11 protein-coding genes and 1 pseudogene are annotated in these 13,381 nt (G+C 72.9%); 3 read left to right on the top strand and 9 right to left on the bottom strand.

Going from position 1 to position 13,381, the window contains the following annotated elements:
* Window positions 1–35: 35 nt before the first annotated feature.
* From ectB to ACIOMQ_RS19075, 3 genes are all read right to left on the bottom strand, one after another.
* Window positions 36–1,304: a diaminobutyrate--2-oxoglutarate transaminase gene (ectB, locus tag ACIOMQ_RS19085; RefSeq protein ID WP_362206025.1), complete on the bottom strand. Its 1,269-nt coding sequence runs from the start codon at window positions 1,302–1,304 to the stop codon at window positions 36–38.
* Between the two features lie 125 nt (window positions 1,305–1,429).
* Complete coding sequence (gene ectA / locus ACIOMQ_RS19080; RefSeq protein ID WP_401264862.1) at window positions 1,430–1,894, bottom strand: diaminobutyrate acetyltransferase; 465 nt, start codon at window positions 1,892–1,894, stop codon at window positions 1,430–1,432.
* Window positions 1,895–2,299: 405 nt separating this feature from the next.
* Window positions 2,300–3,406 carry an aminotransferase class V-fold PLP-dependent enzyme gene (locus tag ACIOMQ_RS19075; RefSeq protein WP_362206019.1) on the bottom strand — a complete coding sequence of 369 codons (1,107 nt, stop codon included), beginning with the start codon at window positions 3,404–3,406 and terminating at the stop codon, window positions 2,300–2,302.
* A gap of 113 nt (window positions 3,407–3,519) precedes the next feature.
* Between ACIOMQ_RS19075 and ACIOMQ_RS19070 the strand changes: the two genes are divergently transcribed.
* Both ACIOMQ_RS19070 and ACIOMQ_RS19065 read left to right on the top strand, forming a co-directional pair.
* The gene (locus ACIOMQ_RS19070) at window positions 3,520–4,620 is read left to right on the top strand and encodes an amidohydrolase family protein (protein ID WP_362206016.1); all 1,101 of its coding nucleotides are present in this window, start codon (window positions 3,520–3,522) and stop codon (window positions 4,618–4,620) included.
* A gap of 334 nt (window positions 4,621–4,954) precedes the next feature.
* Complete coding sequence (locus tag ACIOMQ_RS19065) at window positions 4,955–6,019, top strand: SCO1860 family LAETG-anchored protein (protein ID WP_362206013.1); 1,065 nt, start codon at window positions 4,955–4,957, stop codon at window positions 6,017–6,019.
* A gap of 57 nt (window positions 6,020–6,076) precedes the next feature.
* On the opposite strand, the pseudogene cobC reads toward ACIOMQ_RS19065, so the two are convergent.
* The 6 genes and pseudogenes from cobC to cobM all read right to left on the bottom strand — a co-directional run.
* Window positions 6,077–7,225 (bottom strand): annotated as a pseudogene (gene cobC / locus ACIOMQ_RS19060) (Rv2231c family pyridoxal phosphate-dependent protein CobC); the annotation flags it as partial.
* On the bottom strand, window positions 7,155–8,075 hold the full coding sequence (locus ACIOMQ_RS19055) for a sirohydrochlorin chelatase (protein ID WP_401264439.1): 921 nt from the start codon (window positions 8,073–8,075) through the stop codon (window positions 7,155–7,157). The pseudogene cobC and the gene ACIOMQ_RS19055, both read right to left, overlap by 71 nt.
* Window positions 8,072–8,680, bottom strand: a complete 609-nt coding sequence (locus ACIOMQ_RS19050; protein WP_362206007.1) for a precorrin-8X methylmutase — start codon at window positions 8,678–8,680, stop codon at window positions 8,072–8,074. The genes ACIOMQ_RS19055 and ACIOMQ_RS19050 overlap by 4 nt, the downstream gene beginning before the upstream one ends.
* A complete protein-coding gene (gene cobJ / locus ACIOMQ_RS19045) occupies window positions 8,677–10,395 on the bottom strand; it encodes a precorrin-3B C(17)-methyltransferase (RefSeq protein WP_402189614.1) in 1,719 nt (572 codons plus the stop codon). Before cobJ ends, ACIOMQ_RS19050 begins: the two co-directional genes overlap by 4 nt.
* A complete protein-coding gene (gene cbiE / locus ACIOMQ_RS19040) occupies window positions 10,392–11,690 on the bottom strand; it encodes a precorrin-6y C5,15-methyltransferase (decarboxylating) subunit CbiE (protein WP_401756783.1) in 1,299 nt (432 codons plus the stop codon). The genes cobJ and cbiE overlap by 4 nt, the downstream gene beginning before the upstream one ends.
* Entirely contained in the window at window positions 11,687–12,535 is an 849-nt protein-coding gene (gene cobM, locus ACIOMQ_RS19035) for a precorrin-4 C(11)-methyltransferase (RefSeq protein ID WP_362206001.1), read from the bottom strand. Before cobM ends, cbiE begins: the two co-directional genes overlap by 4 nt.
* Before the next feature lie 105 nt (window positions 12,536–12,640).
* On the opposite strand from cobM, the gene ACIOMQ_RS19030 reads away from it, so the two are divergent.
* The gene (locus ACIOMQ_RS19030; RefSeq protein ID WP_362205998.1) at window positions 12,641–13,363 is read left to right on the top strand and encodes a ZIP family metal transporter; all 723 of its coding nucleotides are present in this window, start codon (window positions 12,641–12,643) and stop codon (window positions 13,361–13,363) included.
* Window positions 13,364–13,381 lie beyond the last annotated feature (18 nt).

The following is a 13,381-nucleotide window of genomic DNA, read 5'->3' as shown; positions in this document are numbered from 1 at the left end:
GACGGCCCCGGACGGACGGACGGGCGGCCGGCCGGTCAGGCGGTTTCGCGGACCGCGCGGGCCAGCGTCCGCAGGCCCTCGTCCAGCTCCTCGGGGGTGGCGGTCAGCGGCGGCAGCAGCTTCACGACCTCGCTGCGCGGACCGGAGGTCTCGACGAGGAGACCCAGCTCGAAGGCGCGGGCGCAGATCGCGGCGGCGCGCGCCTTGTCGGTGAACTCCACGCCCCAGACCAGGCCACGGCCCCGGAACCGCGCACCGAGCCGGGCGTGTTCGTCGCAGATCGAGAGCAGCGCCTGCTCGATCTGCTCGCCCCGGGCCAGGGTCTGCTTCTCCATCTGGCCGTCCGCCCAGTAGGCGTCCAGCGCGGCCGCCGCCGTGACGAACGCCGGGTTGTTGCCGCGGAAGGTGCCGTTGTGCTCGCCCGGTCCCCAGATGTCCAGATCCGGTGTGAACAGGCAGAGCGACATGGGCAGTCCGTAGCCGCTGATGGACTTGGACAGGGTCACGATGTCGGGGGTGATGCCCGCCTCCTCGAACGAGAAGAACGCCCCCGTGCGTCCGCAGCCCATCTGGATGTCGTCGACGATCAGGAGCATGTCGCGGCGGCGGCACAGATCGGACAGGGCCCGCAGCCACTCGGGGCGCGCCACATTGATGCCGCCCTCACCCTGCACCGTCTCGACGATCACGGCGGCGGGCTTGTTGAGGCCGGAGCCCTGGTCCTCCAGGAGCCGCTCGAACCAGAGGAAGTCGGGTACCCGGCCGTCGAGGTAGTTGTCGAACGGCATCGGGGTGCCGTGCACCAGCGGGATGCCGGCCCCGGCCCGCTTGAAGGCGTTGCCGGTGACGGCGAGCGAGCCCAGCGACATGCCGTGGAAGGCGTTGGTGAAGGAGACGATCGATTCCCGCCCCTTCACCTTGCGGGCCAGCTTCAGCGCCGCCTCGACCGCGTTGGTGCCGGTCGGGCCGGGGAACATCACCTTGTACGGGAGGTCGCGCGGGCGCAGCACGTTGTTCTGGAAGGACTCCAGGAAGGCCCGTTTCGCGGTGGTGGCCATGTCGAGGCCGTGGGTGATGCCGTCGCGCTCGATGTAGTCGATCAGCGCGCGCTTCAGCACCGGGTTGTTGTGGCCGTAGTTGAGCGATCCGGCGCCGGCGAAGAAGTCGAGGTAGCTGTGGCCGTCCTCGTCGGTGAGACGGGCGCCCTGCGCACGGTCGAACACGGCGGGCCAGCCGCGGCAGTAGCTCCGTACCTCCGACTCCAGGGTCTCGAAGACACTCAGCGCGGGCGGGGTGATGGTCACAGGGATTCTCCTGCTTGAGGGGGGTGTGTGACGGGCGGCGGTGCGGGTGTGCTCGGGAGCGGAACGGGCCGGGCCGCTCGGGCGCGGCAGCAGCCGACAGGCTCTCAGCGGGTCGGCCGGGGCGCTCAGGCGTGGAACGGGCCGATGCGGTACAGCACTTCGGGCTGATGCGTTCCCTCGGGGAACAGCCCGCCGTCGAAGAGGACCTCGCGCTCCAGGGCAACGTCATGGCGCCGCGCGTAGGAGGTGAACAGCCGGTCCGACGCGGTGTTGTCCGGGGTGATGGTCGTCTCGACCCGGGCCAGGCCCTGTCCGGCGGCGACCCGTGAGGTCAGCGCGTCCAGGAGCTTTCCCGCGAGGCCGGTCCCGCGGTGGCCCCGGTCGACGGCCACCTGCCAGACGACGAGCGTGTCGGGACGGTCGGGCCGGAGGTACCCCGTCACGAAGGCGACGGGCGCGCCGGTCTCGTCGCGGGCGACCACGGACGTGGCCGCGAAGTCACGGCACCACAGCAGGTAGCTGTACGAGGAGTTGAGGTCCAGGACCTCGGAGTCGCGGGCGATGCGCCAGATCGCGGCTCCGTCCTCCACTCGCGGGATGTCGATGGTGAGGAATTCGCTTCGGGCACGTGCAAAATCTGCTGGTGCGGCGGTCATGCAAATTGAATTTACCTAGCAAATTTCGAAATTGCATCGACGCAAGGGGTTGGGTGGCGCGGTCCGCTGTGTTATCACGCAGGCGCGTGCCCCGGCGCGATCCGGTCGCGCTTTCTTCCGTTTTGGGTGCTATTTATCCGGCATTACGGGCGTGGTGTGGAGTCGGTCACAAGGTCGTAACTCTCGGGTGACGCAACGGAATTGTGTGGATCGGGGTCGCGTCGAGGTCCTGGAAACTCGGGTGTTTAGGGTTCGGGAAAGCGGGCAGAAGAATGCGGGGAGCTGCTCGGAATTGAGCAGCTCCCCGCATTTATGGAATATTGGCGTGCCGGCCCGGACCTATTCGTTCGGCCAGGTTTCCGAAACGGCTTTGCGGGCAGTTTCGAAGTCGACCTGCCGGCCCGCATCGGCCAGCGCCGCCCCCAGAGCCGCGAGCGAGGACTGCACCGCGCCCCGCGTCGCATCCACACCGTAGTGATTGACCCGGATCATCTCCTTGGACAGCGCACCCCCGCCCGCGATCAGCGGCAGCGACGGGTCGGCCGCGAGCGCCCGCGCGACCAGCTCCGCCGCGTCCACGCCCGCCGGGGCGCGCAGCGTCGTCGCGACCGGCGCCGCCTCCCTCGCCTCGTGCACATACGGGGTGAGGCCCCCGCAGAGCGCCACGGCGCCCGCACGCGTCGCCGCGGCCGCCGAGGCGTGCCGGGCCATCAGCGCGTCCAGGCCCTCGGCCTCGATCCGCTCCACGCAGGCCTCCAGCGCCAGCATCTCCAGCTGGGCGGGGGCGTGCAGCAGCGCCTTGCGGCCGCCGTCGATCCAGCGCTCCTTCCAGTCCAGGAGCGAGAGGTACGAGCGGCGCGGAGCCTGGGGGTTGGCCGCGATCCGCTCCCAGGCCCGCTCGCTCACCGACACCGCCGACACCCCGGCCGGGCCGCCCATCGCCTTCTGCGCGCCGATCACGCAGAGGTCGACGCCCCACACGTCCGGCAGCAACGGTTCCGCGCCCACGGAGGCGACGGCGTCCAGCATGAACAGCGCCCCGTGCGAACGGACCACCTCACCGATCTCGGCGACCGGATTGGTGTTGCCCGTCGCCGCCTCCGCGTGCACCAGGGAGACGAAGTCGATCTCCGGGTGCTCGGCCAGCGCCCGTGCCACCTGGTCGGCGGTGACCGCCGTGTGGAACGGAACCGCCAGGTCGACGACGTTGGCGCCGCAGTCCCGCAGCCAGTTGCCGAAGGTCTGCCCGTACGGCCCGGTGACGACGTTCAGCGCGGTCGAACCGGGCCGGGCGCCGCCCCGGATGCAGCCTTCGAGGGGGAGCAGCGCCTCGCCCTGCATGATGACCACGTCCTGCTCGGTGGCGAGGAGGCGGGCCACCCGCTTCTCGACGGCCGCGAAATGCGCGGCGGTGAGCGGGGCGAGGTCGAGGAAGGGGTGCGTCACGGTGGTGCTCTCTTCGGATCGGATCGGGTCGGTGTGCTGTGGTGCCGCGTACGGACGGTGCTTCCGTCGAAGCGTACCCAGGGCGCCGAGCGGTGCCTCGTACAGTGCTGTTCATGACTGATCGCAGGGCACCGCAGGTGCTGCATGTGAAGGGGCGGGTGCTCGTCGGACCCGAGGACGTCCGGGACGAGCTCTGGGTCGTCGACGGGCGGATCTCGTACGGGAGGCCGGCCGGCGCGGACGGGGCGGTGACCGTCACCGGCTGGGTGCTGCCGGGGCTGGTCGACGCCCACTGCCACGTCGGGCTCGACCTCCACGGCGCCGTCGACGAGGCGACCAGTGAGAAGCAGGCCCTCGCCGACCGTGAGGCGGGTGCGCTGCTGCTGCGGGACGCCGGTTCGCCGGCCGACACGCGGTGGATCGACGACCGCGAGGACCTCCCGAAGGTCATCAGGGCCGGCCGTCACATCGCCAGGCCCCGCAGGTACACCCGGAACTACGCCCACGAGATCGAGCCGGACGAACTGGTCGCGTACGTCGCCCAGGAGGCGCGGCGCGGCGACGGCTGGGTGAAGCTGGTCGGCGACTGGATCGACCGGGAGGTGGGCGATCTGACCGCCTGCTGGCCGCGCGAGGCGGTCGAGGCGGCCATCGCCGAGGCGCACCGGCTCGGCGCCCGGGTCACCGCGCACTGCTTCGCCGAGGACTCGCTGCGCGATCTCGTCGAGGCCGGGATCGACTGCATCGAGCACGCCACCGGGCTCACCGAGGACACCGTTCCGCTCTTCGCCGAGCGCGGTGTGGCGATCGTCCCCACGCTGGTCAACATCGCCACCTTCCCCTCGCTCGCGGCGGGCGGCGACGCCAAGTTCCCCCGTTGGTCGGCCCATATGCGACGGCTGCACGAACGGCGTTACGACACCGTGCGCGCCGCGTACGACGCCGGGGTTCCGGTCTTCGTCGGTACCGACGCGGGCGGGGTGCTCGCCCACGGGCTGGTGGCGGACGAGGTCGCCGAGCTGGTGAAGGCGGGCATCCCGGCCCTGGACGCACTGTCCGCGACCACCTGGGGTGCGCGTCGGTGGCTCGGGCGGCCGGTGCTGGAGGAGGGCGCCCCGGCGGACCTGGTGGTGTACGACGAGGACCCGCGGGCGGACGTGCGGGTGCTGGCGGCGCCGCGACGGGTGGTGCTGAACGGGCGGGTGATCGGCTGAGCGCGGCGCACGGGGCGGCTTCCCGGCCGGGGTGTGCCGTGTTGACAGGCAGTTACTGCGGCGCTGCCGTGTCGTTGAATCACCTTTGCGTGCACCCCGGCGCAGTCGGCCCACGTGCCGTCCGCGCTCGGCGGATCGGGTGACTCCGAGGAACGAACGTACCGAGATATTCGAATACAGGCGCGGAAACCCCCCTTTGGGGTGAACTCACGTCAGGTGTCTGCCGGTTCACCCTCTGTGCGTAAAGCTTTCGGGGTCGAGGTCACCGGCGCTCGCGATGTCCCCCATTGGACGGCGCCGGTGGCTCCATGTCTCTTGTGGGGGTTCCACCATCTTGAACAGCAACACCTTCCGCCTGGCCGCCCTGGCGGCCGCCGTCGCTCCTGTCGCCCTGCTGGCCGCCGTCCCGGCGCACGCCACCACCGCGACCACCACGACCACCGGCGACGGGAAGGCGAGCGCGGTCGTGCTCCGTACCGCACTCGACGTCTCGCTCCTGAACAAGACGATCGAGCTGCCGCTCAAGGCCACGCTCAATGAAGTGCAGGCACCCGCCAGCGCCGACAGGACGGCGCTGAGTGTGCGGCTCGACGGGGTGGACAACGGACAGCCGTTCAGCGTGCTGAGCGCCGATGTGGCCACCGCCAGGGCGACCGTCGCCAAGCAGAAGGCCGAGGGGTACAGCAATCTGGCGAAGGTCCGGGTCCATGTGCCCGGACTGCCGATGCTCCCCCTGATCGAGGTCGAGAAGGTCACCTCCAGGGCGGTCTGCGAGGTGGGCCGGAAGCCGGTCGCCGAGTCGAACCTGCTGGGGCACGTGTCGGTCCTCGGCAAGCGGATCACCCTCACCGCGGGCGGCACCACACAGGTGAAGGTGCCGGGTGTCGGCGAGGTGACCCTCGACCTGTCGAAGACGCACACCACCTCGCGCACCGCGGCGGCGGCCGCACTGCAGCTGAAGGTCTCCGTCAACCCGCTCAAGCTGAACGTCGCCGATGTACGGGGCGAGGTCACGCTCGCCGAGGCGACCTGCGAGACGCCGAAGCCGACCGGGCCGGGCGGCGACAGCGGCGGTACGAGCAACGGCGGTTCGGACAACGGAGGTGCGAGCAGCGGCGGTTCGGACAACGGAGGCTCCGGCAACGGCGGGGCGACCGGCGGCAGCACGTCCGGCAGTACGGCGGGCAGTACGTCCGGCAGCACCTCGGGTGCCACCGGTGGCGGTGACAGCGGCGGTGTGAAGCCCCAGACCGGCACCGGCCACGCCCCGGCCGCCGACTCCAGCCTCGCGGAGACGGGCGGCAGTTCCGCGACGCCGTACATCGCGGGCGGTGCGGCCCTGCTGCTGGCGGTGGGCGCCGGGGCTACGGTCGTGGCCAGGCGTCGCGCCCAGAACTGACGGAGGCGCGGGGAGCGGCGTTCGCGTGCCGGAACGCCGCTCCCCGCGAGCCGCCCGTCAGCGTGTGACCGCGGTCAGCGTCTGCAGCGCCTGGTCGAGTGCCTGAAGGAGGCGGTTGGTCGTCGCGCGGTCGCGTACCGCCAGCCGCAGCCACTGCGGGCCCAGCCCCGGAAACGTATCGCCACGCCGCGTCGCGAACCCCAGCGCCCGCAACCGCTCCCGGACCTCGGCGGCCCCCTCCAGCCGCACCAGGACGAAGGAACCCTCGGCCGGCTCCGCCACCCGCACCTCGGTGAACTCCCGCAGTCCCGCGACCAGATGGGCCCGGTCCACCGCGATCCGCTCCGCCGCGGCGGCCGCCTCGGCGAGGGCCCGCGGCTCCATGCACGCCTCGGCCGCCGCCAGGGCCGGGGACGACACCGGCCACAGCGGCTGCGCCTCCTCCAGCGCGTGGATCGTCTCCGGGCCGGCCAGCACATAACCGACGCGCAGCCCCGCGAGCCCCCAGGTCTTGGTGAGGCTGCGCAGCACCACGAGCCCCGGCACGTCCACGCGAGCGCACAGTGCCTCGCGCTCGCCCGGCACCGCGTCCATGAACGCCTCGTCGACCACCAACGTCCGTCCCGGACGCGCCAGCTTCTCCAGCACGGCCGCGGGATGCAGGACCGACGTGGGGTTGGTCGGATTGCCGACCACCACCAGATCCGCGTCCTCGGGCACGGCCGCCGGGTCCAGCCGGAAACCGTCCTCGGCGCGCAGCAGCACCCGGCGCACCTCGTGCCCCGCCGCGCGCAGCGCCGACTCCGGTTCGGTGAACTGCGGATGGACCACGACCGGACGGCGGGCCGGCAGCGCCCGTGCGACGAGCACGAACGCCTCCGCCGCACCCGCCGTCAGCAGCACGCGCTCCACCGGCAGCCCGTGCCGGGCCGCGACCGCCGCCCGCGCCGGACGGCCGTCCGGGTAGGCGGCGAGCGCGCCCAGCGACGCGGAGATACGCGCCCGCAGCCAGGCCGGGGGCGTATCGGCCCGTACGTTGACGGCGAGATCGGTCAGATCCCGTCCCCGTCCCCGTACCTCCGCGTCACCGTGGTGGCGCAGATCGTGCGTGCCCGCGCCTGTCGCGTCGGGACTTTCAGTGGGAGTGTGCATGACCGCCGTGGGGGTGGTGGTGATGGTGGCCGTCGTCGTCGGGGTGGAAGTGCGGCTGCTGCGGCAGCCCCACCTTGTCCTCGAAGCCCGGCAGCGCGATTCGGTACACGCATGAGTCGCAGTTCATCCGCAGATCGCCCTCGACGGCCTCCCGATAGCGCTCCATGACCAGATCGAACAGTTCCTCGGCCCCACCGATGACCTCGGCCGGGCGGACGTCCGACTCCGGGTGGGCGCCGGCCCATTCCTCGGTCTGACGACGCACCCGGTCCGGCAGGATGCCGGTGAAGAGGAAGTACGGCAGAACGACTATGCGCCCGGCACCCAGCTTCACGCAACGGTCGAGACCGGACGGTACGTCGGGCGCCGCGAGCGACACGAACGCCGTCTCCACCCCCGCGTAACCGCGGCCCTCCCAGAACAGCCGCGCCGCCTTGTACACCTCGGCGTTGGCATCCGGGTCGGTCGAACCGCGCCCCACCAGCAGCACCGTCACCTCGGACCGGTCGGTGTCGCCCAGCACCTCGTCGACCCGGCGCTCCAGCACCCGCAGCAGTGCCGGGTGCGGGCCGAGCGGGCGGCCGTAGGTGTACGAGATGCCGGGGTGGCGCTCCTTCTCACGGGCCAGCGCCGCCGGAATGTCCCCCTTGGCGTGCCCGGCCGACACCAGCATCAGCGGCACGGCGGCGAAACGCCGCGCACCGCGCCCGACGAGCTCGGTCACGGCGTCGCCGAGCGGCGGCGGGGACAGCTCGATGAAGCCGCCCGCCACCGGCAGTCCGGGGTGGCGCTCGCCCAGTTCCGTCACGAAGTCACGGAACGCCGCGGCCCCGCCCTCGTCCCTGGTGCCGTGGCCGGCGACGAGCAGTGCGGGCTGGTTGGACGGGGTGGCAGGGGCGGTCACAGGTTCTCCTCGGTGTCGGTGGGGGGTACGGGGTGGTACAGCAGGGCGTTCAGCGCGGCCGCGGCCACGGCCGAGCCGCCCTTCTCGGACACATTGCTCACGGCGGGCAGACCGCTCTCGCGCAGCGCCGCCTTCGACTCGGTCGCGCCGACGAAACCGACCGGCAGCCCGATGACGAGGGCGGGCGCGGCATCGAGGACGAGCAGTTCCTCCAGCGCGGTCGGCGCGTTGCCGATCACCCAGATCGCGCCCGGCCCGACCTGCTCGTACGCGAGCCGGACCGCGTGTGCCGAACGGGTCAGTCCGGGACCGGACCTGGCCTCCTTCAGGCGGCACACGGTCTCGCGGCGGGTGATGCCCGCCGCGACCATCTCCACATCGGTGACGACCGGGGCACCGGCGTGCAGCGCCGCGTGCGCGACGACGAGCGACGCCTCGTCGCAGACCAGATCGGTCGCGTACGCCAGATCCGCCGCGGAGTGGATGACCCGCTCCACGACCGCCCGGGTCAGCGGGGCGAAGTGCGAGGTGTCCAGGCGGGCGCGGAGCCGCCGGAACGACTCCTGCTCGATGGGGTGGACGGTTCTCTCCCAGGGCCGGCTCACTTCTCTCCTCCCTGCGCCGCGGTGGCCGACTGCCAGCGGTAGCCGCGCGGTGTCACCATGCGGCCCGCGATCTCCCGGGTGGCGGTGTTGCCGACCGTCACGACCGTCATCATGTCCACCGTCGCCGGGTCCAGGGCGGCGAGCGAGGTCACCCGGCTGCTCTCGTCCGGGCGCGAGGCGTTGCGTACGACCCCGACCGGGGTCGCCGGCTCCCGGTGCTCGGACAGGATCGACAGGGCCTTCGGGAGCTGCCAGTCGCGGCCCCGGCTGCGCGGGTTGTAGAACGTCACGATGATGTCGGCCTCGGCCGCGGCCCGGACCCGGCGCTCGATGACCTCCCACGGCGTGTGCAGATCGGAGAGGCTGATCGACACGTGGTCGTGACCCAGCGGGGCGCCCAGGATCGCGGCAGCCGCCAGCGCGGCCGTCACACCCGGCACACCCACCACATCGATGTCGGCACCGGCCTCGGCGAGCGCGGGCGACGCCATCGCGTACACGCCCGCGTCACCACTGCCGATCAGCGCCACCGCATGCCCCTTGCGTGCCTCGGCGACCGCGGTGCGGGCCCGCTCCTCCTCGGCGCCGAGCCCCGACTCCAGGATCGTGGTGCCGGGTCGCAGCAGATCCCTGATCTGGTCGACGTACTGATCGAGCCCGACCAGCACCGAGGCCCGCCGCAGCTCCTCGCGGGCCCGCGGGGTCAGCAGATCACGCGCGCCCGGTCCGAGACCGACGACGGCCAGCCGTCCGCGCGGGCCGCGGCGCACCACCGCGCAGGTGGCCATCGCGGCCCGTCCCGCAGGGTTCGACTTCCGCTTCGGCACGAGGAGTTCGCCCCCCGCGGCGAGCGCCGCGGCCTCCGCGACGGACGGCGTTCCGACGGCGGCGAGCGGCGCGGCCGACGGATGGGGCACCTCGATACGGGCCAGCTCGTCGGCGGTGTACGTGCGCAGCGGTACGCCGAACCGTGCGGCGGCCTCGACGATCCCCGGCTCGTCCGCCTTCGCGTCGACCGTCACCAGCTCCGCGACGCTCAGCGGCGAGAGCCCGGCCTCGCCCAGGGCTTCCCGGATCAGCCCGACGACCTCCTCGACCGGCGCGTTCCTCGACGCACCGACCCCGACGGCGAGCGACGCGGGCCGCAACACGGCCGCCCGCGCGCCGAGTTCCACGATGCGGTCGGTGACATGCAGCACCGCCGGCCCCTCGGCACCCGGGGACACCTGCGGCGGCAGCGGCGGCAACGGCCACACCGCGTCCGCCCGCAGCTCCACCGGAGCTCCGTCGAGCACCGCGCGCGACACCCCCGCCACATCGCCCTCCACCGGGAGGCCCAGCATGTCCAGCCCCGGCACTCCCGTCGCGTCGGTCGCCGTCGTCACGACCGGCGCCGCGCCCAGCACCTCACCGACCGCCTCGGCCAGGGCGTTCGCCCCGCCACCGTGCCCGCCGAGCAGCGCCACCGCATGGCGGCCCGCCTCGTCGACGCAGACGACACCCGGGTCCGAGGACTTGTCCGACAGCAGCGGCGCGAGCAGCCGCACCACGGCCCCCGTCGCCAGGAAGCACACCAGCTGCTCGCACTCGGCGAACGCTCGTTGCACGGCCTCGCGCACCGGTCCCTCGTAGAGCGCGGTGCGGCCGGGCCAGGCCGCGGCCAGCCGGTCGCGGGCGACGGTGCCCGCCGCCGTGGCGGAGATCAGGCCGATCACTGGGTTGCTCCTTCACTTGCACGAACCGCGGGGCGGGTGCCCCACAGCAGAAAGACCGGGTTGGTCGCGGCGAGCCGTGTCACCTCACCGGGCAGCGGCGCCAGCCGGGAGGACTGCAGCAGCACCCCCTCGGGCACGAGCCCGGCACCGGCCAGCGCCGCACGCACCTCGGGCACCCGGTCCAGCGCCGCCAGCGCCACCACCACCGAGCGCCGCGCACGCCGGGCACACGCCGTCACGATGGCGGGCAGCTCACGCCCACCGCCCCCGATGAACACCGCGTCCGGCTCGTCCAGACCGTCGAGCACGGCGGGCGCGGAGCCGTGCACCGCGTGCACGTACACGCCGTGCGCCGCCGCGTTCGCCCTGATCCGGCCGACCCCGTCCGGGGTCTTCTCCACCGCGACGGCGGCCGCGCCGAGCCGCGCGCACTCCACCGCCACGGAACCCGAACCCGCACCGATGTCCCACACCAGGTCACCGGTGCGCGGCCCCAGCCGGGCCAGCGCCAGTGCCCGGACCTCGAACTTGGTGATCATCGAGTCGCGGTGCTCGAACTCCGTCTCGTCCAGCGCCCACCGGCCGGGCCCGGCCGCCGCTCCCGCGACGGTCCGCACCGGGGAGAGCACCCGGGACTCGTCCAGGCACAGCACCACACTCACCGGATCCGGCCAGTCACGGGCCAGCGCCTCGGCGGGAGTCAGCCGCTCGACGCGCTCCCGCTCCGGATCGCCGAGCGCCGTCGCGACGACCAGGGTGCGCCCCTCGGTTCCGTGCGCCAGCCCGGCGGCCAGCTCGGCGGGCCCGGCACCGGGCCCGGTCAGGACGGCCACCTTCGGGTGCGCCAGGCACACGTTCACCGCGGTCCTCGGGTCGCGGCCGTGCGCGCTGACCACGACCGCGTCGTCCCACGCCAGCCCGAGCCGGGCGAAGGCGACCGCGACGGACGGCGCGCCCGGCCGCACATCGAGCGCGGCCGCCCCGAAACGTTCCGCCAGCGCCCGTACGATCCCGAAGAATCCGGGGTCGCCGGAGGCCAGCACGACCACCCGGGCCCCGTCCCCGGGCGCGTGTTCCGCGATCCGGTCGAGCGCGGGTGCCAGCGGACCGAGGACGACGTGCTCGGCCCGCCCGGTCCGCTCCTCCCGCCCCGCGGCTTCCAGGTGACGCCGGGCGCCGACCACCAGCGTGGCCGCGGCCAGCGCCCGACGGGCCTCGTGACCGAGCGGCTCGCCCGTCCCCGTACCGAAGACCAGGACCGGCGCGGCGGTCCCGGTACCGGAGGTTCCGGTCACGAGCCGGACCGCTGGGCGCGCAACTGGGCCCGCGCCGCCTTGTCGGCCTTGCGGAAACCGTGGAAGTGCCCCGGGTGGTAGAGGTGCGAACGCGTCCCCGACGCCGACAGCGCCGGACCGACGAGGAAGAGGGTGTGCTTCCAGAGCTTGTGCTCCTTGACCGTCTCCTCCAGCGTCTCGATCGTGCAGTGCAGGACCAGCTCCTCCGGCCAGGTCGCCTGGTACGCGATCACGACCGGCGTCGAGGTCGGATAGCCGCCCTCCAGGAGCTCCTGAGTGAGCTGCCCGGAGCGGGCCGCCGAGAGGAACAGCGCCATCGTCGTGCCGTGACGTGCGAACTCCCGTACCTCCTCGCCCGGCGGCATCGGCGTCTTGCCGCCGCCGAGACGGGTGAGGATCACGGACTGCGCGACCTCCGGAATCGTCAGCTCCCGCTGCGCGATCGCCGCGACCGCCGAGAACGACGACACCCCCGGCACGATCTCGACCGCCACCCCCAACCCGGCACACCGGTCGACCTGTTCCTGCGTGCCGCCCCACAGCGCCGGGTCGCCGGAGTGGATGCGGGCCACCTTCAGCCCCTCGGCGGCCGCGCGTTCGTACACGGCGACGACCTGCTCCAGCGACATCTGCGCCGAGTCGAGGATCTGCGCGCCCTCCCGGGCGTGCTCCAGGACCTCCGCCTGCACCAGGCTCGCCGCCCAGATGACGATGTCGGCATCCGCGATGGCCCGCGCCGCCCGGAAGGTCAGCAGATCGGCGGCGCCGGGGCCGGCACCGACGAACGTCACTTTGCCGTGGGTGGGCGGGGCGGCCGCGCCGGCTGCGTCGACTGCTTCGGACATGGGACGGGGTCCTTTCGGAAAACGGGACAGGGGGACGGAACGGTGGGACGGGTGGCGGTGCGCGCAGAGATGCGCGCACCCGGGTCAATCGGCTAGCAAGAGCGCATGGCGGTGTTCGTCGCGCTCGGCGCGTTCCTGATGACCCTGGCCGGCGGCTGGGTCGCCCAACGCGTCACCGACCGCCGCCATCTGGTGCTCGGCTTCGCCGGCGGACTGATGCTCGGCGTGGCCGGCCTGGACCTGCTGCCGGAGGCGGTCGGCGCCGCGGGCGAGCCCGTCTTCGGCGTCCCCGCCGCCCTGCTGCTGTTCGTGGGCGGCTTCCTCGTCGCCCATCTGGTGGAGCGCCTGCTCGCGGTGCGCCAGGCGGCACACGGCGCGGGCGAGGAGCGGGTGCCGCAGGTCGGACTCACGGCGGCGGCGGCGATGGTCGGCCACAGCCTGATGGACGGCGTCGCGCTCGGCGCGGCCTTCCAGGTGGGCGCGGGCATGGGAGCCGCCGTCGCCCTCGCCGTCATCACGCACGACTTCGCCGACGGCTTCAACACCTACACGATCACCAGCCTGTACGGGAACGCCCGCCGCAAGGCCCTGCTCATGCTGTTCGCCGACGCCCTGGCACCGGTCGTGGGCGCCGCGACGACGCTGCTGTTCACCCTTCCGGAGGAACCGCTCGGCTGCTATCTCGGCTTCTTCGGCGGCGTACTGCTCTACCTCGCCGCCGCCGAGATCCTCCCCGAGGCACACCACGAACACCCGGCCCGCTCCACGCTGCTGTGCACGGTGGCCGGGGTGGGTTTCATCTGGCTGGTCGTGGGCATCGCGGACTGACCACCGCGCCGCACCCGG

Source organism: Streptomyces sp. NPDC087845 (assembly GCF_044742755.1).
In the GTDB taxonomy this organism is placed as follows: domain Bacteria; phylum Actinomycetota; class Actinomycetes; order Streptomycetales; family Streptomycetaceae; genus Streptomyces.
This window is presented reverse-complemented; position numbering and strand designations above follow the sequence as displayed.